We start from the raw sequence: 24925 nt of genomic DNA on the forward strand, positions 1-24925 counted from the left end.
CTCTGTGGACGAGTTGTGAACGTCAGGTATCAGATTCCCGGGCCGAGACATTGGCCGACTGCTTCGCCGCGGCGTCCTGGGCGTCAAGGCGCGCGAGCGCGGCACGCTCGTTTCGATCGGCATTGATCAACGCGCGGATCGTGAGCCAGAAGAGGACCCCGACGCCGATCGAGGGCACGATGGCGGCGAGCGCGGCTGTCACGGAGTTCACGCGGTCAGTCTACGACCCGCGCGCGCACCGTTCGCGAATGCCTCGGGGAGCCGTGCGTCACGGCTCCCCGAGGCCCCTGGAGAATCGCGTCAGACCTGCGGGTTGTGCGGCTTCACCAGCGGAAAGAGGATCGTCTCGCGAATGCCCATACCGGTCATCGCCATGAGCAGTCGGTCGATGCCCATCCCCATGCCGCCCGACGGCGGCAACGCGTACTCGACGGCTGTGAGGAAGTCCTCGTCAAGCAGCATCGCCTCGTCATCACCGGCGGAGGCGAGCAATGCCTGCGCCTCGAAGCGCTTGCGCTGGATCACCGGGTCCACGAGTTCTGAATAGGCAGTGGCGAGCTCGAACCCGCGCACGTACAGGTCCCACTTCTCGACCACGCCCGGAAGGGTCCGGTGGTCGCGGGTCAGCGGCGACGTCTCCACGGGGAAGTCCCGCACGAAGGTCGGCGCCACCAGGTGGTCGCCCACCAGGTGCTCCCAGACAGCCTCGACGAGCTTGCCGTGGCTGACGCGCTTCGGGTCGACGACCACGCCGAGCCGGTCCGCGATGGCCGACAGGTGGGCCACCGACGTCTGCGCGGTGATCTCCTCGCCGAGCGCCTCCGACAACGAGCCGTACATCGTGAGCTGCGTCCACTGGCCGCCGAGCTCGTACTCCGTGCCATCCGCCAGCGTGACGGTCGTGGTGCCGAGCACATCCATCGCAGCCGTCTGCACCAGGTCCTGGGTCAGGGCCGCCATGGTGTCGTAATCGCCATAGGCCTCATACGCCTCGAGCATCGCGAACTCCGGCGAGTGCGTGGAGTCGGCGCCCTCGTTGCGGAAGTTCCGGTTGATCTCGAAGACCTTCTCGATGCCGCCCACCACCGCGCGCTTGAGGAACAGCTCCGGGGCGATGCGCAGGTACAGGTCGATGTCGAACGCGTTCATATGCGTGACGAACGGGCGGGCCGTGGCGCCGCCGGCCTGCGTCTGCAGCATCGGCGTCTCGACCTCGAGGTAGCCCCGGCGGTGGAAGTTCTCCCGCAGCGAGCGCACGACGCCGGCGCGCAGGCGGGCCGCGTCACGGGCCGCCGGGCGGGCGATGAGGTCGACGTAGCGCTGGCGCACCCGCGCCTCCTCGGAGAGCGCCTTGTGCAGCACCGGCAGCGGGCGCAGGGCCTTCGCGGCGAGCTGCCAGGAGTCGGCGAAGACCGAGAGCTCGCCGCGGCGCGAGCTGATGACCTTGCCGTGCGCGAACAGGTGGTCGCCCAGGTCCACGTCGGCCTTGAACGCGGCCAGACGGTCCTCGCCCACCTCGGCCAGGCTCAACATGACCTGGAGCTGGTTGCCCTCGCCGTCCTGCAGGGTGGCGAAGCACAGCTTGCCGGTGTTGCGCAGGAAGACCACCCGGCCGGCGACGCCGACCTCGTCCTCGGTCTCCTGGCCGGCCTCGAGATGGGGGTAGGCCTGGCGCACCTCGGCGATGGTGTGGGTGCGCGGCACCGAGACGGGATACGCCTCGACGCCTGCGGCCAACATCCGCTCGCGCTTCTCGCGGCGGACCCGCATCTGCTCGGGGAGGTCCTCGTCGGGCTGGGGAAGGGGCGTCTCGCTCACGAGCCGATCCTACTGGCGGTCGCTGAGCCCCCGGCCGCGCTCGTCCAGGTCCAGGGCGAGGTCCAGGATCGGCGACGAGTGCGTGAGCGCGCCCACCGACATGTAGTCCACTCCGGTGGCGGCGACCTCGGCCGCCCCGTCGAGGGTGAGGTTGCCCGTCGCCTCCAGCTCGACGCGCCCCACGGCGGCCTCCCGGGCGCGCACGGCCGCCACCACCTCGCGCAGCACTGGGGCCGGCATGTTGTCGAGCAGCAGGAAGCGCGCCCCCGCCTCGATGGCCTCCAACGCCTGGTCCAGCGTGTCCGCCTCGACCTGGATCGCGGCCTCGGGGAAGCGGGCCCGCACCGCGCGCACAGCCGCCGCCACCGAGCCCGTCGCCACGACGTGGTTGTCCTTGACCATCGCGACGTCGTGCAGGCCCATGCGCTTGTTCGTGCCGCCGCCGCAGCGCACCGCGTACTTCTCCAGCTCGCGCAGGCCGGGGGTGGTCTTGCGGGTGTCCAGCACCTGGGCGCCGGAGCCCTCGAGCGCATCGGCCCAGCGGCGGGTGTGCGTGGCGACGCCCGACGCGCGCGAGGCCAGGTTCAGCAGCGTCCGCTCCGCGACCAGCAGCGCCTGCACCGGGCCGGCGAGCACCGCCAGCACGTCGCCCCGCTCGACGCGAGTCCCATCCGGGACCCGCTGCTCGCAGGTGGCCGCGGCGAGCCCCAGCCGGGCCGCGACCTGGTCCAGCACCTCCTGGACGACGACGAGGCCAGCGACCACTCCGGGCTCGCGGGCCACGAGGCGGCCCGCGCCGAGCTCCTCCGCCGGCACCGTCGCCTGGCTCGTCACGTCCCGGCCGGGAGCGGCGCCCAAGTCCTCGTCGAGGGCCAAGGCCACCATGCGGCGGGTCCAGGCGGGGTCGAGCGGGCGCGAGACGGGGACGGTGTGCGGGGCTGTCGAGGTCACGGACCCACGCTAGCGGCGCCCCGGGCCCCGGTCCGGCGCCATCCCGCCCGACGGCCTCCCATCCGGCGCGGTCCCCCGATGGCATGCTGGGAGTCTGGGGCTCCTGAGCCGAGCCCTCGTCGAAGGAGCCCGCCGATGCATGAGATCGACATCGCCCACCTGCACGCCCTGCTGCAGCAGGACCCGGCCACCCCCGTCGTGGACGTCCGCGAGGACGTCGAGTACGCCGACGGCCACGTGCCCGGCGCGATCTCCGTGCCGCTGTCCGAGCTGGTGGCCCGGCACGCCGAGATCGGCGCCCTGCCCGGGCCCGTGTACCTGGTGTGCGAGGTCGGCGGGCGCTCCGGGCAGGCCGCCGCCTGGCTCGAGGGCCAGGGGTACGACGTGCGGAACGTCGCCGGCGGCACCCGGGCCTGGCGCGAGTCGGGCCTGCCGGTCGAGTAGGCGGCTCAGGCCGGCAGCGCGTCCGCCACGACGCCCGGCAGCGCCACCGGGGACACGTCGAGCGTGCCGTCCGGCTCGAGCCTGGCCTCCAGGCGCAGCCGCCACCTGTCGTCGGGCAGCGGGTGGTCGGTGCGGAAGTGCCCGCCCCGGCTCTCCGTGCGCGCGAGCGCTGTGGCCGTGAGCACTGCCGCCACCTGGTGCACGTTCGTGGTCTCCCACTCGGCGGCCTGCGGGTCCGCGACAACACCCCCTGCGCCGACGTGCGCGTCGGTGCGAACCCGGGCGAGGACGTCCGACGCCGCCAGCAGGCCCTGCGCCGAGCGGAGCACCCCCGGCCCGTCGGACGCCGCCCGCTGGATGCGCGAGCGCGTCGCGGCCGCCACCAGCGCCGCGGGTCCCGGCCGCTCCACCGGCTCGGCCTGCGTGAGGTCGCCGGCGCCCACGCGGGCCGCGAGGTCCCGGGCCGCGCGATGCGCGAAGACCAGGCCCTCGAGCAGCGAGTTCGAGGCGAGCCGGTTGGCGCCGTGCACGCCCGTGCAGGCCGCCTCCCCCGCCGCGTACAGGCCCGGCACCGACGTGCGCCCGTCCAGGTCGGTGACGACGCCGCCCGAGTGGTAATGCTGGGCCGGCGCCACCGGCACCAAGTCAGTGGTCAGGTCGATGCCGTGCTCCAGCAGCCGCTCGTGGATCGTCGGGAACCGCCGCCGCAGGAACGCCGCGCCCAGGTGGCGGGCGTCCAGCAGCACATGGTCGGAGGACGTGGCGGCGGCCTGCCGGACGATCGCGTGCGCGACGACGTCGCGGGGGGCGAGCTCGGCCATCGGATGCACCGCGGGCATGAACCGCGCGCCGTCGGTGTCGAGCAGCAGCGCGCCCTCGCCGCGCACCGCCTCGGAGATGAGCGTCAACTGCCCCTTGGCGTGCGCGCCCAGCCACAGCACCGTCGGGTGGAACTGCACGAACTCGACGTCGCCGAGCACCGCGCCAGCCCGCAGCGCCGCCGCCACCCCGTCGCCCGTCGCCTGCGCGGGGTTCGTCGAGGAGCGGAACACCTGGCCGATGCCGCCCGTCGCGAGCACCACCGCGGGGGCCAGCGCGGCGCCCACGCCATCGCGGGAGCCCTCGCCGATCACGTGCAGCGTCACACCACAGGCGGCGCCGGGGCGGCCGTCCGGGCCGGGCGGCCCGGTGAGCACATCGAGCACCAGGGCGTTCTCGATGACCTCGATGCCCGGGTCGTCGCGCACCGCCTCGATGCGGGCCACGAGCGCGCGCGACACCTCCGCGCCCGTGGCGTCGCCGCCCGCGTGGACGATCCGGTCCGCGTGGTGGCCGCCCTCGCGGGTGAGCGCGATCGCGCCATCCGGCGCGAGGTCGAACAGGGCGCCGCGCCGCACGAGCTCGCGCACCCGGGCAGGGCCCTCGGTGACCAGCACCTCGACGGCTGCGGGGTCGCACAGCCCGCCGCCCGCGACCAGCGTGTCCGCCAGATGCGCCGACGTGGAGTCGGTGGGGTCGAGCACCGCGGCGATGCCGCCCTGCGCCCACACCGTCGAGCCCGAGACGAGCTGCCCCTTGGTGACCAGCAGCACATGCGGCACCCGGGTGCGCAGTTCCAGCGCCGCGGTGAGCCCGGCGATGCCGGAGCCGACGACGATCGCGTCGGCGCGCACCGTCCATCCGGGCGCCGGCGCGGCGAGCCGCGTCGCCAAGCGGACCGCGGCGTCAGGGCTCGCGGTCGGCTCAGCCTGGGCGGGTGATGCGGCGGCCGGAGCCGTCGCGGTGGTGGCGGGGGCGGGCGCCCCGGTCACCAGCTCGAGCCTTGGACCAGCCCACGTCCCTCGGTGAACGGCACCCCGCTGGGCTCCAGCCCGGACTCCGCAGTCCAGGCCGCGGGCACCTGCCCGGGGTCGTCGCCAGTGTCGATGATGCGGTTCTCGCCGTCGACCAGCACCACATGCGGCTCATAGGTGCGGGCCTCGGCGTCGGACATGATGCCGTAGGCGATCAGGATGACGATGTCGCCCGGGTGCACCAGGTGCGCTGCCGCCCCGTTGATGCACACCTGGCCCGAGCCGCGCTCCCCCGCGATGGCGTAGGTGGTCAGGCGGGAGCCGTTGGTGACGTCGACGACGTCCACCTGCTGGCCCGGCAGCAGGTTCGCGGCCGCCAGCAGATCGGCGTCGACGGTGATCGACCCGACGTAGTGCAGATCGGCCTGCGTCACCGTCGCGCGGTGGATCTTGCCGATCATCATCGGACGCTGCAGCGTGGTCATGCTTCTCCCTGGTGTGCGTCGGCCTGACGCGTGCCTGACACGCCCGCGCCGTGCAGGCCCAGGTCGGACCCGCCCAACTCGAGCGTCGTGTTGTCGATGAGCCGGACGCCGCCCACCCGCGCGGCGAGCGCGAGCACCGCCGTCCCGCGGTGGTCCGCCGCGACGTCCGCGAATGTGCGGGGGTCGACCAGCGCGACGTAGTCCACGTCGATCCGCGCCGCGTCCAGCGCAGCGCGCACACTGGCCCGCAGGTCGTCCGGCGAGGCCCCCGCTCGTGCGGCCTCGGCGGCGTCGCGCAGCGACCGGGACAGCGCGAGCGCGCGAGCCCGCTGCTCGGGGGTGAGGTAGGAGTTCCGCGAGGAGAGCGCCAAGCCCTCGACGTCGCGCTGCGTCGGCACGCCGCGCACCTGCACGGGCACGTCGAGGTCCCGCACCATCTGGCGCACCGCGGCCAACTGCTGCGCGTCCTTCTCACCGAACAGGGCCACGTCGGGGCGGGTGAGGTGCAGCAGCTTCAGCACGACGGTCAGCACGCCGTCCAGGTGGCCCGGCCGGGACGCGCCCTCGAGCACCTCGCCGATGCGGCCCGCGCTCACCCGCACCACCGGGTCGCCCTCGGGGTACATCACCTCGGGTGTGGGCGCGAACACCACGTCCCCGGCGCCCAGCAGGCCGTCGCCGGTCAGCGTCGCCAAGTCGCCGTCCAGGTCGCGGGGGTACCTGTCGAGGTCCTCGCCGGGGCCGAACTGCAACGGGTTGACGAAGATCGACACCACCACCTGGGCGGCCAGGCGCTTGGCCTCCCGCACCAACTCGACATGCCCGGCGTGCAACGCGCCCATCGTCATCACGACGGCGCGCGCGCCCCCGGCGCCGGTCGACGCCAGCGCGTCGGCCAACTCCTGGCGGGTGCGGGCCAACGTGGGCGCTCCCACGCTGTCGAGCGGGTTCATGCGTCGTCCTCCTGCGGATCGTGCGGCTGCTGCGGGTCGTCGGGATCGCGAGGGTCGCGCACGGGGCCACCCGGGTGCTCCCCCTGGTGCAACGCCTCGGACGGCGTGGTCATGCCCGGATCGGCCAGCACGTCCAGCACGTCGCGCGCGGCGTCCTCACGGAGCTGGCCCGCCGCCAGCGCGCGCTGCGCCGCCGAACGGGCGAGGACACGATAACTGGCGGAGATGTCCGTGGCGCCGGTGCGGGCGCCGAGCTCGGCCAGCACCTCCGCGTGATCCCGCACGGTCCCCGCGTCGCCGCGGCGCACCGGCCCGGTCAGCGCCGTCAGCGCGCCGGCCCCGCGCAGCGCGAGCGCCTCGGCCGCCACGTCGGCGCGCTCCCCCGACAGGTCGTCCTGGCCGGATCCCGTGGCCGTGGCCGACTCGCCCCGCAGGGCGCCGTCGAGCGCGGCGTTCAGCAGCGGCGCCAGCACCCGGCCCGGATCGTCGACCCCGGCGGCAGCGAGCGCCTGGCCCGCCTGCGCGACGAGCACCACCAGGTGGTTCGCGCCGTGTGCGAGGGCCGCGTGGTACAGGGCGCGATCCTGCTCGGCGATGACCACCGGCTCCCCGCCGATCTCCACGACGAGGGCCTGGGCGATCGGCAGCACGGGCCCGGGCGCGGTCACCGCGAACGTGGTGCCCTCCAGCCGGGACAGGTCCAGCGAGGTGCCGGTGAACGTCATCGCGGGGTGCATCGCGAGCGGGATGACCCCCGCCGCGCGCGCCGGGGCGAGCACGTCGATGCCATGCCGGCCCGAGGTGTGCGCCACGATCTGCCCAGGCTGCCAGGCGCCCAGGTCGGCCAGGCCGCTCACCAACCCGGCCAGGGCGTCGTCCGGCACCGCGATCAGCACCAGCTCGGCGCGGCGCACCACCTCCGGCACGTCGACCACGGGCACGCCCGGCAGCAGCACCTCCGCGCGCTCACGGGACTCGGCGGAGATCGCGCTCACCGCCACCACAGGGTGCCCGGCGGCGCGCAGCGCACTGCCCAGCACCGCGCCCACATGCCCTGCGCCGATCACCCCGACGCCCAGGCGCCCGGGTCGGCGCGACGGGTCGCCGCCGGCGCTCATGCGTCCTCCGGCCGGCGCATCCACTGCTCAGGCGTCGCGACCTTGCGGGCCGTGCGAGCCCGGTCGGCCTGCTCGGCGAGCAGCCGCGCGGCGACGTGCTCGTCGAGGTGGTCCACCGTGGGGCTCACCGGCCCCGGCGTGGAGTGCACCACCATCGAGGCGACCCGCAGCCGCCGCTGGATCGGCCCCTGCTGCAGCGCGAGGGACTGGGTGCGCTCATGCGGCACGACGACGAGCCGGCGCACGAACCGCCCCGAGCGGATCAGCAGGGCCCGGTCGGTGACCAGCACCCCGCGGCGGCGCCACGCCAGCAGGTCGAGCCACCGCCCGCGCCGGGGCATCGTGGTGTAGCCGACGTCGCCCCCGGCGCCGGACAGGCCGGCCTCGACCACGGCACGCGGGTCAGGGACGCCGAGATCAGGCAGCACCAGCCACAACGCCAGCACCGCCTCATCGCGGGTGCCCACCGGCAGCAGCACGTTCTCCGTGGCGTGATCGGAGTCGCTCGACCCGCCGTACCCGGCGACGTTCATCTCCACACGCCACCAGTCCGGGCCCCGCCACAGCGGGCCCTGAGTGATCGACAGCGCCTGCACACGGCCCGGGGGCACCGTCTGCGCCCGCGCCTCCGTGAGGCCGTGCCGCAGCCGGATGCCGTCCGGCGAGATCGCCGCCCGGAAGTTCGCGCCGCGGTTGAACCGCGTCCAGAAGAAGCCGACGAAGCCGAGCAGGCCCGGCACCAGCACGAACGCTGGCCCCAAGTCGCGGCTCACCACAGCGATCACGATCATCGCGATGACGACGACCACCAGCCCGACCGTCGCGGCCGAGCGCAGCGTGGCGGCGACGAGCCGCCCCATCGGCACCTCGAAGAGCGGCTGCTCCGGGGCCGCGGGCGCCTGCACCTCGCTCTCCGCACGGCGCACCCCCGCGGCGCGCGCGAGCAGCTCGGCGCGCACGGCCTCCGCCTCGGGCTCCCGCAGGAACGCCAACGACACCGCCGAGCCCGATCCACCGGCGACCTCGAGCCGCAACTCGGCGAGCCCGGTCAGCCGGGCCAACAGCGGCTGCACCACGTCCACCGCCTGCAGGCGGTCCAGCCGCGCCTGCCGCTGCTGGCGGAACAGCACGCCCTGCTGCAAGTGCACGGCCTCGTCAGTGACGGCGTACCGCGTCATCCGCCACGCGAGCGCGGAGTACCCGAACCCGACCACCACGACAGCCGTGATCACCCCGAGCACGATCCGCCAGCCGCCGCCCTCCACCAGCTCGATGGCCCGGCGCAGGTCGTCGCCGAACTGGTAGCTCGCGATCACGAGGACGCCGACGAGGACCTTCCACCCCTTGATGGCCGGGGTGATGGGGTGCATCCGGCGCCACTCCTGCGGCTCGACGCTCCCCGTCGGCTCCGGCTCGACGCCGCCCCTCGACTCCGGCTCGACGCCGCGAGGACCACTGTCGGTGCTCACAGCCCCGCCAGCCTGGCCTCACCGCGTGACGCGAGCCGGTCCCTCAACCGGGCGGCCTCATGCGGGGGCAGGCCGTCGATCGTGGCGTTGGTGCCCGGGGCGGCCGTGTGGAGCTGCACCGAGGCGATCTGGAACCTGCGGGCCAGCGGGCCGGCGGTCACGTCCACGTACTGCATGCGCCCATACGGCACCACGACCAGCGAGCGCAGCATGATGCCGCGGCGGATGAGCAGGTCGTCGGCCCGCTCGGCATAGGCCAGCGCACGGACCTGGCGCGGGATCAGCAGTGCCGCCCACACCCCGCACAGCACGACCACGGCGGGCAGCGACCACAGCCAGGGCAGCCCCGAGAGGACCGCGGGCGCCGCCGTCGCCACCAGCGCGATGACCAGCACGATGCCGGTCGAGGTCAGGCGCGCGGTCGCCAGGCGGGTGGACACCGGCGTCCAGGTGACGTCCGACGGGTCGAACGGCCCCGGAGCGTCAAGGGCGGCAGCACCGTGCTCATGTGCGGTCATGGCCACCATCCTTCCACCGCCCGGCACTTCCACGGCAGGACGGTCAGCCAGCGACCGGCCCCGGATTGTGGTCGCCGCGCCGCGCGGCCTCCTCGCCGTCCTCCGGCGGGACCTGGCAGAACCACTCCACGACCAGTCCCACCGCCGCCAGCACCAGCGCGCCGAACGCCGCCAGCGCCGCCGCGCCGGCCCGCCCCCGCTGCGACGCGATGTCCAGGTCGCCCGCGACGATCAGCACCTGCGCCAGGTACCACCCGGCGAGCAGCGCGCCGGTGTAGCAGGACGCCTTGGCGAGCACGGCGGTGCGGGCCGCCCGAATCGGGTCCAGCGTCGGCCGCTTGCCGTGCAGGAACTGCCGCACGGCCCACCCCATCGCGAACACCACGCCCGCGATGACGATCTCCACCACCAGCACGAGCCACGGCACAGTGGGCGGGGTCACCCTGCGGTTCTCGAGCACCACCAGCAGGAGCCACCCGGCGGAGGTGGTCACCAGCGTGACGAGCAGCAGTGTCTGCCAGCGCGTGCGCTGCATCACGCCCGCCAGTCGCCTGCGGTGTGCTGGCTCGGGTGCTGGCTCGGGTGCTGGCCATGCGCCGCGGCGGACGTCCCCGTGGTGGACGGCCCCGCGTCGCGGCCCTGCTCCGCGTCGGGCTGCGGCTCGGGCTGCGGCGCCGGGACGGGGGCTGTCAGCCAGTCGAGCGCCAACCACCGGATGCCGTCGCGGTCCGGGGCCGTCGCCGCGAGGGCAGCGACCGGGCCGCCGCCCAGGCCGGGCAGCACCGCGTCGGGGTCCACCTGCGCCCACGGCTGCAGCACGAACGCCCGGGCGTGCGCCCGGGGGTGCGGCAGCTCGAGGTCGTCGGTGACAGCCAGCGCCGAGCCGACCACGATGAGGTCGATGTCGAGGGTGCGGGGGCCCCAGCGCTCCGAGCGCTCCCGGCCGTGGGCCTGCTCGATCGCCTGCGTGGCGTGCAGCAGGGCGCGCGGCGCCAGCGTGGTGCGGGCCAGCACCACCGCGTTCAGGTAGTCGGGCTGCTCCGGGCCGCCGACTGCGGCGGTGCGGGCCAGTGGCGAGACGTCCACCACCTCGAGTCCTGGCACGCGGGCCAGGTCGGTGACCGCCGCGCGCAGGGTCTCCTGCGCGGAGCCCTGGTTGGCGCCGAGCGCGATCACCACGTCCACCGGATGCGCGGGCGGCACGTCGAGGGCGTCCTGCGGCTCCGGGGCGTGCGCCGAGCCGTCGGCGGTGGGCTGGCTGCCAGTCTGCAGCACCTCGTGCCAGCTCGGTTGAGGCGCGGCGGCCGGGGCAGGCGGCGGCGCGGCGGCAGCGGAGGGCGCGACCAGCGGGAAAGCGGCCGTCGAGGTGGGCGGCGCCTGGGCCGGCGTGGGCGCGGACGCCTCAGCCGGTGGGCGGTACGGCTCCGCGGCGGGGAGCTTGGTCCGGTCGCGGTGGATCGTGACGACCACGTCGTCGAACGGCACGGTGATCGGGGCCTGCGGCTTGTGCACGGAGACGTCGACGGCCACGGCCTGGGGGAAGGCCAGCACCGTGGCGGCGATCCGCTCCGCGACCGTCTCGACCAAGTCCGCCGGCTCCCCGGCGAGGACGGCCGCCACCTGCTCGGCGAGGATGCCGTAGTGCAAGGTGTGCGCGAGGTCGTCCCCCGCGGCGGCCCGGCGCGTGTCGAGGTGCACCACGACGTCCGCCACGAACCGCTGCCCCTCGCGGCGCTCATGCTCGAAGACCCCGTGGTGGCCGATGGCGGCGATGCCCGCCAGCCGGATCTGGTCGAGGGGCCGGCCCGAGGAGTCGAGGGTGACCCCACCGGCCCACGGGGCGCCGCCTCCGGGCGCCTGGCTGCCCGCCTCGGTGCTCACGGCATGTCCTCCCTCGTCGTCGTGGCGCCCTGGTCGTCGGCGCCGTCCCGCCATGCCGCCGCGACGCGGACCGCGTCCGCTGAGCCTGCCACCTCGTGCACCCGCACGCACCATGCTCCGGCCTGCGCGGCCAGCGCGGACACCGCGGCAGTTGCTCCGTCACGGGCCAACGGCGGCGCTGGCTCCCCGTCCGGCCCGGCCAGCAGGTGGCCGAGGAACCGCTTGCGGGACGCCCCCACGAGCACGGGGAACCCGTCGGCGACCAGCTCGGGCAGCCGCCCCAGGAGGGGCCAGTTGCTGCTGCCGGCCTTCGCGAAGCCGAGGCCCGGGTCCAGCACGATCTGCTCGTCGTGCACCCCGGCGGCCCGCAGCTCCGCGACCCGCTCGGCCAGCTCACGACGCACGTCCGCCACCACGTCGTCGTAGCTGTCGTTCGCGTCCATCACGTCGGCGTGGCCACGCCAGTGCATCGCCACATAGACCGCGCCGGTCCGCGCCACGGTCGCGTGCATCTCAGGGTCGGCGAGGCCTCCGGAGACGTCGTTGATGATCTGCGCCCCTGCGGCCACGGCCTCCCGGGCCACCACCGCCCGCGTGGTGTCGACGCTCACCACCGCTCCCCGGCGGACCAGGTCCTCCACCACGGGCAGCACCCGCACGAGCTCCTCGTCGACGGGCACGCGCCGCGAGCCGGGCCGCGTGGACTCCCCGCCCACATCCAAGATGTCCGCGCCCTGGCCCATCAGGGTGACGCCGTGCGCGACGGCGGCGCCCGGCTTGAACCAGCGCCCGCCGTCCGAGAACGAGTCGGGGGTGACGTTGACGACGCCCATGACCAGCGTGCGGTCGAGCCGCGTCAACTGGTCCGGGAGGGGACGGGGCCGTGTGCCGGTGCTCACGACAACGAGCCTAGGGGGTGTGTCAGCCCCGCAGGACGAGGCTCATGGCCTCGGCGCGGGTGGCGGCCTCGAGCATCTGGCCGCGCACCGCGGAGGTCACGGTGCGGGAGCCGGGCTTGCGGACGCCGCGCATCGACATGCACAGGTGCTCGCACTCGATCACCACGAGCACGCCCGCCGGCTTGAGGTGGTCGACCAGGGCGTCGGCGATCTGCGTGGTCAGCCGCTCCTGCACCTGGGGGCGCTTGGCGTACACGTCCACCAGCCGCGCGAGCTTGGACAGCCCGGTGATGCGGCCCTCGGGCCCGGGGATGTAGCCGATGTGCGCGACGCCGTGGAACGGCACCAGGTGGTGCTCGCACGTCGAGTACACCTCGATGTCCTTGACCAGCACCAGCTCCTGGTGGCCGAGGTCGAAGCTCGTGGTGAGCACGTCCCCGGCGTCCTGGCGCAGGCCCCGGAAGGTCTCCTCATAGGCGCGCGCGACCCGGGCGGGCGTCTCGAGCAGGCCGTCGCGATCCGGGTCCTCGCCGACAGCGAGCAGCAGCTCGCGGACGGCCGCCTCGACCCGCTGCGCGTCGTACTCCCCCGCCACCGGCTCAGTCCTGCCCATACGGCTTCGGCGTGTCCTCCGGCGGCACCTCGACGGTGACCTGCGCCGGGTGCTCGGCCTTGGCCGCGGCGGCCTCGTCCTCCGGGATGACTGTGCCGTTCTGCTCGGCGCGCTCGGCGGGCGTGAGCACCGGCGGGCGGTCGGAGACCGCGCGCTCCTCGCTCGACAGCCACACCTCGCGGGGCGGGCGCTTGACCACTGGCGCGAAGATCTCGGCGAGCTGCTCCTGGTTGAGCGTCTCCTTCTCGAGCAGCTCGAGCACCAGGCGGTCCAGCACGTCGCGGTACTCGACGAGCACCGACCAGGCCTCGTCGTGCGCGGCCTCGATGAGGCGGCGGACCTCGACGTCGACGGTCGCGGCCACGGCCTCGGAGTAGTCCCGCCCATGGCCCATGTCGCGGCCCATGAAGACCTCGCCGGACTGCTGGCCGAGCTGGATGGCGCCGAGCTTCTCGCTCATGCCGTACTGCGTGACCATCTTGCGGGCCACGGCGGTGGCCTTCTCGATGTCGTTGCTGGCGCCCGTCGTCGGGTCGTGGAACACGAGCTCCTCGGCGACGCGGCCGCCCATCGCGTAGGCGAGCTGGTCGAGCAGCTCGTTGCGCGTCGTCGAGTACTTGTCCTCGGTGGGCATGACCATCGTGTAGCCCAGGGCGCGGCCGCGCGGCAGGATCGTCACCTTGGTGACGGGGTCCGTGTACCGCAGGGCGGCCGCCACGAGCGCGTGGCCGCCCTCGTGGTACGCGGTGATCTTCTGCTCCTTGACCTTCATGATGCGGGTGCGCTTCTGCGGCCCGGCGATCACGCGGTCGATGGCCTCGTCGAGGGTGTGGTCGTCGATGATCTCGCCGTTGGTGCGGGCGGTCAGCAGCGCGGCCTCGTTGAGCACGTTCGCCAGGTCGGCGCCCGTGAACCCGGGGGTGCGGCGCGCGACGGCGGCGAGGTCCACGCCGGGCGCCATCGGCTTGCCCTGGGCGTGCACCGTGAGGATCCGCTCGCGGCCCTTCATGTCCGGCGGGTCCACGGCGACCTGGCGGTCGAAGCGGCCCGGCCGCAGCAGGGCGGGGTCGAGGATGTCGGGGCGGTTCGTCGCCGCGATGAGGATGACGTTCGCGTTGACGTCGAAGCCGTCCATCTCGACGAGCATCTGGTTGAGCGTCTGCTCGCGCTCGTCGTGGCCGCCGCCCATGCCGGCGCCGCGGTGGCGGCCGACGGCGTCGATCTCGTCGATGAAGATGATCGCCGGGGCGTTCTCCTTGGCCTGGGTGAACAGGTCGCGCACACGGCTCGCGCCGACGCCGACGAACATCTCGACGAAGTCCGAGCCGGAGATCGAGTAGAACGGCACGCCGGCCTCGCCGGCCACCGCGCGGGCGAGCAGGGTCTTGCCGGTGCCGGGCGGGCCGTACAGCAGCACGCCCTTGGGGATCTTCGCGCCGACCGCCTGGAACTTCGCGGGCTCGGCGAGGAACTCCTTGATCTCCTGGAGCTCCTCCACCGCCTCGTCCACGCCGGCGACGTCAGCAAACGTGACCTGCGGGGACTCCTTGCTCACCAGCTTCGCCTTGGACTTGCCGAAGCTCATCACACGCGAGCCGCCGCCCTGGGCGTTCGACATGAGGAACCAGAACAGGCCCAGGATGATGATGAACGGCAGCACCAGGCTCAGCAGGCTGGTCCACCACGACGTCTGCGGGACGTCGGAGTTGTAGCCGCCCGACGGGTTGGCCTCGGCGATCGCGTCCACGACCGTGTCGCCCTGCGGCGTGACGTAGAAGAACTCGACGTTCTTGCCGAGGTTCGTGCCGTCCTCGGCCACGTAGTCCTCGGTGAGGGTGAGGTCGACCTTCTGGGCGCCCTCGGTGACCTGGGCCTGCTCGACCTTGTCGTCGCGGATCAGCTCCAGGCCCGTGGACGTGTCGATGCGTTGCACACCGGATCCGGTCAGCGCTGTCGCGCCGATCCACAGCAGGAGGACGGCGAGCACGATCCACAGTGCGGGGCCACGGGTGAGGCGCTTGAGATTCATGGGCGGCGGGGCGAGACCCCTCATCCCTCCGGTCGCAAGGCTGGGTCTGGGTCGGCTTGAAAACTACACGGTGGAACTGGGGATGACGGCCTCTGTTCGCCCAGGGCAGGAAGCGGTCAGGCGCTGTAGACGTGCGGCGCGAGCGTCCCGACGAACGGGAGGTTGCGATATTTCTCCGCGTAGTCCAGGCCGTAGCCGACAACGAACTCGTTCGGGATGTCGAATCCGACGTAGCGCACGTCGACCTCGACCTTCGCGGCGTCGGGCTTGCGCAGCATCGTGGCGATCTCGACGCTCTCCGGCCCACGGCTGCGCAGGTTCGCCAGCAGCCACGACAGGGTCAGGCCCGAGTCGATGATGTCCTCGACGATGAGCACGTGACGGCCGATGAGGTCCGTGTCCAGGTCCTTGAGGATGCGCACGACCCCCGACGACTTGGTGCCCGAGCCGTACGAGGAGACGGCCATCCAATCCATCTCGACCGAGTTGTGCAGGCGGCGCACCAGATCCGCCATCACCATCACGGCGCCCTTGAGCACGCCCACCACCAGCACGTCCTTGCCGGCGTAGTCGGCGTCGATCTGCTGGGCCAGCTCGTCGAGCCGCGTGTTGATCTGCTCTTCTGTCAGCAGGACCCGCTCGAGGTCGTCACCCATGTCCGCAGGGTTCACCGTTCACCGTTCTCCGCTCGCTCCGGACCTTCTTGCCCCGGATGAAACTCCAGCCTGCCATACGCGCGCCGCACCTGGACACGCCCGGACAGCGCCACGATCCCCTGGCCGTGCCAGCGGGTGACGAGCGCGTCGATGGCGTCGATGTGGGCGTGGGTCAACGACCCCGCTTGGGCGCCCGATGCCAGGGCCGCGGTGCGCAGCGCGCGCCGGCGGATCGCGGGCAGCGCGCGGCCCAATATCTCCACGTCGAGCACTATCGCCGCCACGTCGGCCGAGTCCTGGGGCTGGCCTGGGCGAGGGGGCGGAGGCGGCTCCCGGCGCACGCCCCTGCTGTCCCGGCCCTCGGCGCCCTTGCCCACGGTGGCGGCGATGAGCAGCGAGTTGGCGAGGGAGTCCAGGGCGTCGGCGTCCGCCCGCAGCAGGTCCGCGGTGCGCGCCAGCGACAGCACCGCCCCCGGGCCCAGCACGTCCTCGATCACCGGCACCACCTCGGCCCGCACGCGCGAGCGGCGCGGCGGGTGCCCGGCGCCCGCGGGGGTCAGGCCGCTGTTGGTCGGATCGTGCCAAGGGTCGAGCCCCAATGCCTCGCAGGCGGCGAGGGTGTCCGAGCGGCGCAGCCCGAGCATCGGGCGCACGATGAGCCCGCGGTGGGAGCGCATGCCGGCCAGCGACCGGGCGCCCGAGCCACGGGCCAGGCCCATGAGCACGGTCTCGGCCTGATCGTCCAGGGTGTGCCCCAGCAGCACCATCGCGGCGCCGGACTGCTCGGCCGCCCGCTCCAGCGCCGCGTACCGGACCTCGCGCGCGGCCGCCTCGGGACCGCCCGTCCTGCCGACCTCGACGCGCACCACCGCCACCGGGTCCAGCCCCAGCCGCCGGCATTTGATCCCCGCGGTGGCGGCCACCTCGGCGCTGTCCGCCTGCAGCCCGTGGTCCACCACCACGGCCCCCACGCGCAGCAACGGCCCGGCGTGGGGGCGGCCCGCCATCCGCACACTGCGCTGGGCGACGAAGGCCGTGCACGCCGCGAGCGCCAGCGAGTCGGGGCCGCCCGAGCAGGCGACGAGCACCAGGGAGCCGTCCGGCAGGCCGGCGGTCGCCGCGGTGACCGCCGACCGGATCGCCGCGACGGCGGGCGCGGGGCCGGCCATCAGCCGTGCACGCGCCGCACCCAGGCGCGCGGGTCGGCGATCTCACGTGAGGTCGGCAGGCGATCGGGCGAGGTCCACACCAGGTTGAGGCCGTCGACGCCCACCGAGCGGCGCACCTCGCGCACGAACGCGGCGCCGTCGCGGTACTGGGCGAGCTTCGCGTCGAGGCCGAGCAGCCGGCGCAGCACCCGCTGCGGGCCGACGACGTTCGCTGCGGCGTCGCGCCGGGCCTCGAACCGCGACCGGATCTGCCGCACGGAGGGGACCACCGAGCGGCCCACGGCGTCCATGAACACGTCCGCATGGCCCTCGAGCAGGGACATCACGGCGCCGACCTCGTCGAGGACGCTCTGCTGCTCGGGGGTGAGCAGGTCGAGCACGCCGTTGCCGTTGTCGCGCCCCGAGAGGATCTCGACGGCGAGCTGGGCCAGGTCGCCGAGCACCGGCCGGGCAGGGTGACCCGCGTCCGCACGCCCTGAGTCCTGCTGTCCCGCGCGCTGCCGCCGCCCCGTGCCCGAACGGCCCGCGCCGGAGCGGCCCATGCCCGAGCGGCCCACGTCGGCGAGCAGCTCGGAGGCCCGCTCGCGCAGGTGCCCGGCGAGCCACGGCGCGGCGGCGAACTGCAGCGCGTGGGTCTGCTCGTGGAGGGCCACCCACAGCCGGAAGTCCTCGGGGACGACGCCCATCGCGCGCTCCACCTGGAGCACATTCGGGGCGACCAGCAGCAGCCGCCCGCGGGGCGCCGTGGCGTCGGCGGTGAAGGGGTCGAACTGCCCCAGCACCTTGCCGGACAACAGCCCGAGCACGCCGCCGACCTCCACCGCCCCGGCCAGCCGCGCCGGGCGCGAGGGCGACTTGCCGTCGGCGAGCTCGCGGACGAGCGGGCCGGAGAGCGACTCGATGAGCCGCACGTTCGCGGCGGCCCAGCCCGCGCGGTCCACGACCTGCACCTTGGAGACGGGCTCGACCTGCGGGTCTGTGCCGTCCGCGGGGGTCAGCCCGGTGATCCGCGCGGCATGCGCGGTGGCCGCTCCCGCGGCGGCGCGCAGGCCGGCCACCAGGTCCACGAGATCGGCGCGCGAGGCGGCCGGGCCGGGCGGTGAGAGCCGTCCGGCGACACGGGCCGCGACGGGCCAGTCGACCGGTGCGGTCGGCTTCGTGGACGGCACTCGCACCGTGGTCGACTCCATCTCCCCACGGTAGACCGGGAAGGGCGTGGACCGGCGGCTGGGAACGCCTACTGGCACCCGCACGCCGCGAGATCGGACACGAACGCGTCGATCGCCGCGCGCGGCCCCCACTGTCCGCCGGGCGGCGTCTGATCGGCCATCACCGCGAACACCAGCAGCCGTCCGTCGGCGTCCACCACCGTCCCGGCCAGGGACGTGACACCGGTGAGGCTGCCGGTCTTGGCCCGCACCATCCCGCGCGCCGAGGAGGCGGTGTACCTGTCGGACAACGTGCCGGACAGCCCGGCCACCGGCATGCCCGTCATCACGCGCCGCAACTCGGGGCGGGCCGGGTCGGAGGCGACCCGCATCATCTCGACCAGCAGCGTCGGGGAGACCGCGGAGCCGTCGCCGAGGCCGGAGGCGTCGGCCAGTCTCGCGCCCGTCGTGTCGACGCCGAGCGCCGCCACCGCTCGCAGCACCGAGACGGTGGCGCCCTCGAAGCTCGCCGGCAGGCCTGCCTCGACGGCCACGAGCCGCCCGACGGCCTCGGTCACCGTGTTGTCGGACGTGTGCAGGAAGTAGTCGACGATGTCCCCCATCGGGGCGGACTCGACCACGGCGAGCTGGGCCGCCTCCGGCGCCGCGGCGGCGCGGACCGGGTTCCCCGTGACCGTCACCCCCCGCTCGGCGAGGAGCGCGGCGAAGGCCTTGGCGGCGGACATCGAGGGGTCGGTCTGCCGGGGCGGGTACTCCGCGTCGGTGAGCTTGGCGATGTTGACCTCGAGCGCGGTGACGGGCGCGACGAATCCGAGGTTCACGTCCGACGCGGTCCACGTCGGGCTCACCGTCGCACCACTGAACAGGGTGTCGTCCACCGCCAGTGTGACGTTGGCCTCCCCCGCCGCGAGGAGCTGCGCGGCGGCCTGGTCCGCGAGGTCCGCCAGGCCGGCGCGCCCGTTCACGGCGTCCGGCGAGCCGGCGCCCGCCGCGAGCATCACGTCACCGCCGCCCACCAGCACGATCTGCCCGGCGTCGCCGCGCACCACGCGGGTCTGCAGCGTCGCGCTCGGGCCGATCTCGCTCAGGGCCGCGACGGCGGTGAGGAGCTTGGCGGTGGACGCGGGGGTGCGCGCCTCGGCGCCCTTGCTCTGCGCGATGACCTCGCCGGTGAGCTGGTCGGCGACGACCACGCCGACGCTCGCGCCGAGCCGCGCGTCGGCCGCCAGCGCGTCGACCCGGGCCTGCACCACGGCCGCCGACGGGAGCGGGGAGCCGGCGTCGAGCGCGCCCAGCACCCCTGCGGGCGTGACGCCGTCCACGGCGCCGGGCGCCACGGGGAACGCGGCGGCGGGGGCGGGCTCCGGGGCGAGGGTCAGCACCCCGGGGACGAGGTCGTACGCGTCGGCGGTCGCGTATCCGCCGCCCGCGAGCACCAGCACGAGCGCGGCGGTTCCCACCGCACGGGCTGCTGCGGCCATCCGACCCTCCCCTTCGCTGCGCCCGCGGTGGGCTTCGAGGCCCGCGCCGGGGGCGCTGGGCGCCGACATGCGCCTGGGCGTTCCCGCCCACGCCTTCCGGTGCGTCACACTAGGTCACACTGGGGCGGCGAGTCGCACGACGGCGCGTCGCGAAGAACATCGTGCGTGCACCGGCAGCGCCCATCAGGCATGGCGGCCCGCACCGGCGGAGGAGAGCTGTGGAGTTCGACGTCACGATCGAGATCCCCAAGGGTCAGCGCAACAAGTACGAGGTGGATCACGCGACGGGGCGCATCCGCCTGGACCGGATGCTCTTCACCTCGACGCGGTACCCGGACGACTACGGCTTCATCGAGGGCACCCTCGGCGAGGACGGCGACCCGTTGGACGCGCTGGTGCTGCTGGAGGAGCCCACGTTCCCCGGCTGCCTGATCCGCTGCCGTGCCCTGGGCATGTTCCGCATGCGTGACGAGGCCGGCGGCGACGACAAGGTGCTGTGCGTCCCCACGGGCGACCAGCGCGCCGCGTGGCGGCAGGACATCGATGACGTGTCCGACTTCCACCGGCTCGAGATCCAGCACTTCTTCGAGGTCTACAAGGACCTGGAGCCCGGCAAGTCCGTCGAGGGCGCCCACTGGACGGGCCGCGCCGAGGCGGAGGCCGAGATCGAGCGCTCGCGTCAGCGCGCCATCGACGCGGGGTACCACCACTGACCTGTCCCTAGGGACAGGCCCCGTCCGGCCAGGGAGCCCCTGGCTGGGACCCTCTGCCCGGGACGCCCCGTCGAGGAGCTCGCTGGACTGCGTCGTCCAGGAGCCCGATGGGGCGTCCGGTCAGGGCTGAGTCGGCTGGTCTGAGCCGTCAGGGCCGGCCGGCGTACGTCATCGTGCCGGACCAGCGCATCGACGTGACCCGCACGGGCACCCCGGCACGGGGCGCCTCCACGATCTGGTTGTTGCCCATCCACATCGCGACGTGGGTGATCGAGTCCGGGTCGTTGACGTTGGAGCCCCAGAACACGAGGTCGCCGGGGCGCATCTCGTCGTAGGCGATCTTGCGGACCTGCTTGTACTGGTCGCGCGACGTGCGGTTGAGGTTCACGCCCGCGTCCCGCCACGCCTTCATGGTCAGGCCGGAGCAGTCGTAGCCGTCGGGGCCCACACCGCCCCACAGGTAGGGCGTCCCGACTCGGGCGACGGCCCAGGCCACAGCGGCCGCGCCCTGTGCGGCGCTGCCGCGGGTGGTTCCCGTGCCCAGGCCGTACTGGCCCCCTGGCGTGCTGGTGGCGGGCGGCGGGGTCGGCGTGGTGACGGGCGGGGCCGTCGGGGTGGTGACCGGCGGGACGATCGGGTCCACGGCGGTGGGGGGCGTGACGGGCACGGACGTGCCGGGCGAGCCGGGCGCGCTCCCGCCGGAGGAGCCTCCCCCGGGCGTCGTGGCGCCGGAGCCGCCGGTGGGGGCCGACGGGCGCCGCTCCGCCTCGGCCGCGGCCTCGGCGCGCTGGCGGCGCTCGAGGTCGAGCTGGTTCTGACGGGCCGTCTCGACGGCGGCGCTGGTGTCGCGGGCGACGGCCAGCTCCGCGATGAGCGCCTCGCGCTCGGCGTCGGCGGCGGCGAGGGCCGCCTCAGCGTCGGCGTGGGTCTGCTCAGCGGTGGCGAGGGCGTCCTTCGCCGCGCGGGTCTTGTCCTCTTGCTCGGCGTAGGCGTCGTCGGAGCGGGCCTTGAGCGCTGTGGCGACGAGCTGCGTGGCCAGGTAGGACTGCACTGCCTCGTCGGAGCGGGCGCCGACGCGGGCGATCGCGTTGCTGCGCTCGACGAGCTCCTCGAACCCCTCGGCGGAGAGGAAGGCCTGCACGCCGTCCATCGACCCGCCGGAGCGGGCGGCCTGGCGGGCGACGGCCACGAGGGTGCGGCGCGCGTGCTCGGCCTCCTCGTTGGCCTGCTCGTAGCGCTCGGCGGCTATCTGGGCGGAGGCGGCGGCTGTCTCGCGGTCGACCTCGGCGCGGGTGTAGGCCTCGCCGGCGGCCTGCACGGCGACCTCGGCGGCCTCCCGCTCGACGCTCTGCTGGGCGAGCCGCACCTCGATCGCGGCGACCGAGCGGGCGGCGCCGGCGACGGCGGCCCGGGCGTCGCGCACGTCCTTGTCGCTGGGGGCCGTGGGCTCGGCCATCGCGGGAACGGAGGGGCCCATGACCAGCAGGCCGACGCCCAGCAGCGCGACGAGGGGCCGATGCCGCCTGGGGGTCGTCCGCTGTGTGCTCACGTCTCTTCCTTCGTCCGCCCGCGCCCTGCACTTGAGCGCTGGAGGCGCCCGGTTCCCGCACGCTACCTGCGGATCAAGGCGAAGTGAACACGCGTCACTCCAGTCCCACGAGTCACACCGATGTAGTTTTCCGGCATCTCGGACATGTCGTGATGGCAATCCCGACATGGACACAAGATCTCGCAGAATGAGACGCGGGTTTCACATCCAGGACAGGCCTCCTAGTCTCGGATCCATGTTCTGCCGAATGTGTCGCTGACCAGCGCACGCTCGGCTGTGCCCGCAGCCCGTCCCTCGCTCCCATCGCCCACCGGCGACCAGGAGCCAGTGGCCGCTGACAGGGCCGCTCCCCGGCACTGAGAGGGCGTGCGCCCCACCGCCCATCCCCGACCCGCGGGTGGCGCGCGAACCGCGCACCCATCGCCCCTGAGGAGCCCCACGTGACCGAGCCCGTCAAGAACTGGTCCTTCGAGACCCGCCAGATCCACGCCGGCCAGAGCGCCGACCCCACCACCGGCGCCCGCGCGCTGCCGATCTACCAGACCACGTCCTTCGTGTTCCCCGACGCCGGCGTCGCCGCCGACCGGTTCGCGCTCAAGGACCTGGGCCCCATCTACACCCGCATCGGCAACCCCACCCAGCAGGTCGTCGAGGACCGCCTCGCCTCGCTGGAGGGCGGCGTCGGCGCACTGCTCGTCGCCTCGGGCCAGGCCGCCGAGACGCTCGCGATCCTCAACATCGCCGAGGCCGGCGACCACGTCGTCGCCAGCCCCAGCCTGTACGGCGGCACGTACAACCTGCTGCACTACACGCTGCCCAAGCTCGGCATCGAGACGACGTTCGTCTCGGACCCGCACGACCCGCAGGCGTGGCGCGACGCGGTCCGCCCGAACACCAAGCTGTTCTTCGCCGAGACCATCCCCAACCCGCGCGCCGACGTCCTCGACATCGAGGCCGTCGCCGAGGTCGCGCACACGGCAGGCGTCCCGCTCGTCGTCGACAACACCGTCGCCACGCCGTACCTGGTGCGGCCCATCGAGCACGGCGCGGACGTCGTGGTGCACTCCGCCACCAAGTACCTGGGCGGCCACGGCACGGCGATCGGCGGCGTGATCGTCGACGGCGGCACGTTCGACTACGCCCAGCACCCCGAGCGCTTCCCCAACTACAACACCCCCGACGCGAGCTACCACGGCCTCGTGTACGCCCGTGACCTGGGGGTCGGCAGCGCCTTCGGCGCGAACCTGTCGTTCATCCTCAAGGCGCGCGTGCAGCTGCTGCGCGACCTCGGCGCCGCGATCTCCCCGTTCAACGCGTTCCTCATCGCGCAGGGCATCGAGACGCTGTCGCTGCGCATCGAGCGCCACGTGCAGAACGCCCAGAAGGTCGCCGAGTGGCTCGAGGCGCGCGACGAGGTCCGGGCCGTGCACTACGCGGGCCTGCCCTCCAGCCCGTGGCACGCCCGCGCGCAGAAGTACCTGCCGCGCGGCGCCGGCGCGGTGCTCGCCTTCGAGATCGACGGCGGCGCGGCAGCCGGCCAGGCGTTCGTGTCGGCGCTCGAGCTGCACTCGAACGTCGCGAACATCGGCGACGTGCGCTCGCTCGTGATCCACCCGGCCTCGACGACGCACAGCCAGCTCACCCCCGAGGAGCAGGCGCTCTCCGGCGTCACCCCGGGACTGGTCCGGCTGTCGGTGGGCCTCGAGGGGATCGACGACATCCTCGCGGACCTCGACGCGGGCTTCCGGGCCGCGAAGGGCGCCTGAGTCCGACGTGCCCGACCTCCCCACGACAGTCCCGTCGCCCGCCGGCTCCTGGGTCGCCCTGACCCGGGAGCCGGAGGGCGGCGGCTCTCCCGCCACCCCCGTACATTGGGACGCCATGTCCACGGAACACACCGCCCGGGTCGCCGCGTCTGGGCGCCCGCACCGGCTCGCGGCGCCTGGCTCCGTGCCGGCTCCCGCGGACCGCCATGGCGCGCCCGTGGCGCCCACCGCGTCGCCCACCCGGGCGAGCAGCGCCTGGCGCGAGGGCGACGACCCCGGACGGCGCCAGTTCGTCGACGTGGGGCCGCTGGACCTCGAGGGCGGCGGGCGCCTGCCCGGCGTGCGGCTCGCCTATGAGACGTGGGGAACCCTCAACGCCGCCGGGGACAACGCCGTGCTGGTGCTGCACGCGCTGACCGGCGACTCGCACGTCACCGGCGAGCCCCGTCCCGGCCACCCCACCCCCGGCTGGTGGGCCTCGCTGGTGGGCCCCGGCGCTCCCATCGACACCGACCGCTACTTCGTGGTGGCGCCCAACGTGTTGGGCGGCTGCCAGGGCTCCACCGGCCCCTCATCCATCGCGCCCGACGGGCGCCCGTGGGGCAGCCGGTTCCCGCACGTGACGGTGCGCGACCAGGTCGCCGCCGAGATCGGCCTCGCCGACGCGCTCGGCATCGAGTCCTGGGCACTGGTCATCGGCGCCTCGATGGGCGGGCAGCGCGTGCTCGAATGGGGCGCCACGGCGCCCGAGCGCGTGCGCGGCCTCGCGGCGATCGCCACCGCCGCGCAGACCTCGGGCGACCAGATCGCGAGCTTCCACACCCAGCTCGCAGCAGTCCAGGCCGATCCGCGGTTCGCGGGCGGGGACTACTACGACGCGCCCGACGGCGAGGGCCCGCACGTCGGGCTCGGCATCGCGCGGCAGATCGCCCACCAGACGTACCGGTCGGCGCTCGAGCTCGACGAGCGGTTCGGCCGCATCCCGCAGGGCGGGGAGAACCCGTTCGAGGGCGGCCGGTTCGCCGTGCAGTCCTACCTCGACCACCACGGCGACAAGCTCGCCCGGCGGTTCGACGCCAACACCTACGTGGTGCTCACCCGCACGATGATCACGCACGACCTGGGCCGCGACAGGGGTGGCGTCGACGCCGCGCTCGCGACGATCACCGCGAAGACGCTGGTCGTGGCGGTGGACTCCGACCGGCTCTTCCTCCCCGCCCAGTCCGAGCGGATCGCCGCCGGGATCCCGGGCGCCGGGCCGGTGCGCACCATCCACTCCGACTTCGGCCACGACGGGTTCCTCATCGAGGCCGAGCAGCTCGGCGCCATCGTGACGGAGTTCCTAGCCGAGCTCTGAGCCGCCCCGCTCCCCGAGCACGCGCGAGGCGGCGCGGGCGGCGTCGAGCCCCGGAGGCGAGGCGCCGAACCCCTGTGCCCGGGCGGGGCCCGTG

23 protein-coding genes are annotated in these 24925 nt (G+C 74.2%); 4 read left to right on the plus strand and 19 right to left on the minus strand.

Annotated elements, in window-relative coordinates:
- Nucleotides 1–22: 22 nt before the first annotated feature.
- The 3 genes from QUV83_RS01770 to nadC form a co-directional block, all read right to left on the minus strand.
- Nucleotides 23–211 carry a hypothetical protein gene (locus QUV83_RS01770; protein WP_289562053.1) on the minus strand — a complete coding sequence of 63 codons (189 nt, stop codon included), beginning with the start codon at nucleotides 209–211 and terminating at the stop codon, nucleotides 23–25.
- 89 nt (nucleotides 212–300) lie between these two features.
- A complete protein-coding gene (gene lysS, locus QUV83_RS01775) occupies nucleotides 301–1770 on the minus strand; it encodes a lysine--tRNA ligase (RefSeq protein WP_289562141.1) in 1470 nt (489 codons plus the stop codon).
- A gap of 57 nt (nucleotides 1771–1827) precedes the next feature.
- Nucleotides 1828–2703, minus strand: a complete 876-nt coding sequence (gene nadC / locus QUV83_RS01780) for a carboxylating nicotinate-nucleotide diphosphorylase (RefSeq protein WP_289562143.1) — start codon at nucleotides 2701–2703, stop codon at nucleotides 1828–1830.
- 201 nt (nucleotides 2704–2904) lie between these two features.
- Between nadC and QUV83_RS01785 the strand changes: the two genes are divergently transcribed.
- On the plus strand, nucleotides 2905–3213 hold the full coding sequence (locus QUV83_RS01785; RefSeq protein WP_289562055.1) for a rhodanese-like domain-containing protein: 309 nt from the start codon (nucleotides 2905–2907) through the stop codon (nucleotides 3211–3213).
- Nucleotides 3214–3218: 5 nt separating this feature from the next.
- Here the strand turns inward: QUV83_RS01785 and QUV83_RS01790 are convergent, their stop codons facing one another.
- From QUV83_RS01790 to dacB, 15 genes are all read right to left on the minus strand, one after another.
- Nucleotides 3219–4925 (minus strand): L-aspartate oxidase, encoded by a 1707-nt coding sequence (locus QUV83_RS01790; RefSeq protein WP_289562146.1) that lies wholly within the window; start codon nucleotides 4923–4925, stop codon nucleotides 3219–3221.
- A gap of 95 nt (nucleotides 4926–5020) precedes the next feature.
- The gene (gene panD, locus QUV83_RS01795; RefSeq protein WP_289562057.1) at nucleotides 5021–5491 is read right to left on the minus strand and encodes an aspartate 1-decarboxylase; all 471 of its coding nucleotides are present in this window, start codon (nucleotides 5489–5491) and stop codon (nucleotides 5021–5023) included.
- A complete protein-coding gene (gene panC / locus QUV83_RS01800) occupies nucleotides 5488–6444 on the minus strand; it encodes a pantoate--beta-alanine ligase (protein WP_289562059.1) in 957 nt (318 codons plus the stop codon). The genes panD and panC overlap by 4 nt, the downstream gene beginning before the upstream one ends.
- Nucleotides 6441–7562 (minus strand): Rossmann-like and DUF2520 domain-containing protein, encoded by a 1122-nt coding sequence (locus QUV83_RS01805; protein WP_289562060.1) that lies wholly within the window; start codon nucleotides 7560–7562, stop codon nucleotides 6441–6443. Before QUV83_RS01805 ends, panC begins: the two co-directional genes overlap by 4 nt.
- Nucleotides 7559–9031 (minus strand): PH domain-containing protein, encoded by a 1473-nt coding sequence (locus QUV83_RS01810; protein WP_354003916.1) that lies wholly within the window; start codon nucleotides 9029–9031, stop codon nucleotides 7559–7561. The genes QUV83_RS01805 and QUV83_RS01810 overlap by 4 nt, the downstream gene beginning before the upstream one ends.
- A complete protein-coding gene (locus tag QUV83_RS01815; RefSeq protein WP_289562061.1) occupies nucleotides 9028–9549 on the minus strand; it encodes a PH domain-containing protein in 522 nt (173 codons plus the stop codon). The genes QUV83_RS01810 and QUV83_RS01815 overlap by 4 nt, the downstream gene beginning before the upstream one ends.
- A gap of 43 nt (nucleotides 9550–9592) precedes the next feature.
- Nucleotides 9593–10084 (minus strand): DUF3180 domain-containing protein, encoded by a 492-nt coding sequence (locus QUV83_RS01820; RefSeq protein WP_289562150.1) that lies wholly within the window; start codon nucleotides 10082–10084, stop codon nucleotides 9593–9595.
- On the minus strand, nucleotides 10084–11430 hold the full coding sequence (gene folK / locus QUV83_RS01825) for a 2-amino-4-hydroxy-6-hydroxymethyldihydropteridine diphosphokinase (RefSeq protein ID WP_289562062.1): 1347 nt from the start codon (nucleotides 11428–11430) through the stop codon (nucleotides 10084–10086). Before folK ends, QUV83_RS01820 begins: the two co-directional genes overlap by 1 nt.
- A complete protein-coding gene (folP, locus tag QUV83_RS01830) occupies nucleotides 11427–12263 on the minus strand; it encodes a dihydropteroate synthase (RefSeq protein ID WP_289562152.1) in 837 nt (278 codons plus the stop codon). The genes folK and folP overlap by 4 nt, the downstream gene beginning before the upstream one ends.
- A gap of 88 nt (nucleotides 12264–12351) precedes the next feature.
- On the minus strand, nucleotides 12352–12942 hold the full coding sequence (folE, locus tag QUV83_RS01835) for a GTP cyclohydrolase I FolE (protein WP_289562063.1): 591 nt from the start codon (nucleotides 12940–12942) through the stop codon (nucleotides 12352–12354).
- The gene (gene ftsH / locus QUV83_RS01840) at nucleotides 12929–14971 is read right to left on the minus strand and encodes an ATP-dependent zinc metalloprotease FtsH (protein ID WP_289562065.1); all 2043 of its coding nucleotides are present in this window, start codon (nucleotides 14969–14971) and stop codon (nucleotides 12929–12931) included. The genes folE and ftsH overlap by 14 nt, the downstream gene beginning before the upstream one ends.
- Before the next feature lie 116 nt (nucleotides 14972–15087).
- Nucleotides 15088–15627, minus strand: a complete 540-nt coding sequence (gene hpt / locus QUV83_RS01845; RefSeq protein ID WP_436231861.1) for a hypoxanthine phosphoribosyltransferase — start codon at nucleotides 15625–15627, stop codon at nucleotides 15088–15090.
- An 11-nt stretch (nucleotides 15628–15638) separates the two neighbouring features.
- Nucleotides 15639–16796 (minus strand): tRNA lysidine(34) synthetase TilS, encoded by a 1158-nt coding sequence (gene tilS / locus QUV83_RS01850; protein ID WP_289562070.1) that lies wholly within the window; start codon nucleotides 16794–16796, stop codon nucleotides 15639–15641.
- Nucleotides 16796–17986: a zinc-dependent metalloprotease gene (locus QUV83_RS01855; RefSeq protein WP_289562071.1), complete on the minus strand. Its 1191-nt coding sequence runs from the start codon at nucleotides 17984–17986 to the stop codon at nucleotides 16796–16798. The genes tilS and QUV83_RS01855 overlap by 1 nt, the downstream gene beginning before the upstream one ends.
- 47 nt (nucleotides 17987–18033) lie before the next feature.
- Nucleotides 18034–19446, minus strand: a complete 1413-nt coding sequence (gene dacB / locus QUV83_RS01860) for a D-alanyl-D-alanine carboxypeptidase/D-alanyl-D-alanine endopeptidase (protein ID WP_289562073.1) — start codon at nucleotides 19444–19446, stop codon at nucleotides 18034–18036.
- 218 nt (nucleotides 19447–19664) lie between these two features.
- Between dacB and QUV83_RS01865 the strand changes: the two genes are divergently transcribed.
- Nucleotides 19665–20159 (plus strand): inorganic diphosphatase, encoded by a 495-nt coding sequence (locus tag QUV83_RS01865; RefSeq protein WP_066585646.1) that lies wholly within the window; start codon nucleotides 19665–19667, stop codon nucleotides 20157–20159.
- A 148-nt stretch (nucleotides 20160–20307) separates the two neighbouring features.
- Here QUV83_RS01865 and QUV83_RS01870 read toward each other — a convergent pair whose 3' ends face one another.
- Nucleotides 20308–21708: an NlpC/P60 family protein gene (locus QUV83_RS01870; RefSeq protein WP_289562076.1), complete on the minus strand. Its 1401-nt coding sequence runs from the start codon at nucleotides 21706–21708 to the stop codon at nucleotides 20308–20310.
- A gap of 440 nt (nucleotides 21709–22148) precedes the next feature.
- Here QUV83_RS01870 and QUV83_RS01875 point away from each other — a divergent pair, with 440 nt between their 5' ends.
- Both QUV83_RS01875 and metX read left to right on the plus strand, forming a co-directional pair.
- Complete coding sequence (locus QUV83_RS01875; protein ID WP_289562078.1) at nucleotides 22149–23474, plus strand: bifunctional o-acetylhomoserine/o-acetylserine sulfhydrylase; 1326 nt, start codon at nucleotides 22149–22151, stop codon at nucleotides 23472–23474.
- A gap of 115 nt (nucleotides 23475–23589) precedes the next feature.
- Entirely contained in the window at nucleotides 23590–24831 is a 1242-nt protein-coding gene (metX, locus tag QUV83_RS01880) for a homoserine O-acetyltransferase MetX (RefSeq protein WP_289562079.1), read from the plus strand.
- The last annotated feature ends 94 nt before the right edge of the window (nucleotides 24832–24925 follow it).

The organism is Cellulomonas cellasea, from assembly GCF_030372105.1.
GTDB lineage: Bacteria > Actinomycetota > Actinomycetes > Actinomycetales > Cellulomonadaceae > Cellulomonas_A > Cellulomonas_A cellasea_A.

Excerpts from the sequence above, each read along its gene's own strand:
- QUV83_RS01785 (WP_289562055.1), top strand. The coding sequence starts at position 2,905 with ATGCATGAGATCGACATCGCCCACCTGCACGCCCTGCTGCAGCAGGAC.
- QUV83_RS01855 (WP_289562071.1), bottom strand. The coding sequence starts at position 17,986 with ATGGAGTCGACCACGGTGCGAGTGCCGTCCACGAAGCCGACCGCACCG.
- nadC (WP_289562143.1), bottom strand. The coding sequence starts at position 2,703 with ATGGTGGCCTTGGCCCTCGACGAGGACTTGGGCGCCGCTCCCGGCCGG.
- lysS (WP_289562141.1), bottom strand. The coding sequence starts at position 1,770 with ATGCGGGTCCGCCGCGAGAAGCGCGAGCGGATGTTGGCCGCAGGCGTC.
- tilS (WP_289562070.1), bottom strand. The coding sequence starts at position 16,796 with ATGGCCGGCCCCGCGCCCGCCGTCGCGGCGATCCGGTCGGCGGTCACC.
- folE (WP_289562063.1), bottom strand. The coding sequence starts at position 12,942 with ATGGGCAGGACTGAGCCGGTGGCGGGGGAGTACGACGCGCAGCGGGTC.
- ftsH (WP_289562065.1), bottom strand. The coding sequence starts at position 14,971 with ATGAATCTCAAGCGCCTCACCCGTGGCCCCGCACTGTGGATCGTGCTC.
- metX (WP_289562079.1), top strand. The coding sequence starts at position 23,590 with ATGTCCACGGAACACACCGCCCGGGTCGCCGCGTCTGGGCGCCCGCAC.
- folP (WP_289562152.1), bottom strand. The coding sequence starts at position 12,263 with ATGGGCGTCGTCAACGTCACCCCCGACTCGTTCTCGGACGGCGGGCGC.
- QUV83_RS01820 (WP_289562150.1), bottom strand. The coding sequence starts at position 10,084 with ATGCAGCGCACGCGCTGGCAGACACTGCTGCTCGTCACGCTGGTGACC.
- panD (WP_289562057.1), bottom strand. The coding sequence starts at position 5,491 with ATGACCACGCTGCAGCGTCCGATGATGATCGGCAAGATCCACCGCGCG.
- hpt (WP_436231861.1), bottom strand. The coding sequence starts at position 15,627 with ATGGGTGACGACCTCGAGCGGGTCCTGCTGACAGAAGAGCAGATCAAC.
- QUV83_RS01815 (WP_289562061.1), bottom strand. The coding sequence starts at position 9,549 with ATGACCGCACATGAGCACGGTGCTGCCGCCCTTGACGCTCCGGGGCCG.
- QUV83_RS01805 (WP_289562060.1), bottom strand. The coding sequence starts at position 7,562 with ATGAGCGCCGGCGGCGACCCGTCGCGCCGACCCGGGCGCCTGGGCGTC.
- dacB (WP_289562073.1), bottom strand. The coding sequence starts at position 19,446 with ATGGCCGCAGCAGCCCGTGCGGTGGGAACCGCCGCGCTCGTGCTGGTG.
- panC (WP_289562059.1), bottom strand. The coding sequence starts at position 6,444 with ATGAACCCGCTCGACAGCGTGGGAGCGCCCACGTTGGCCCGCACCCGC.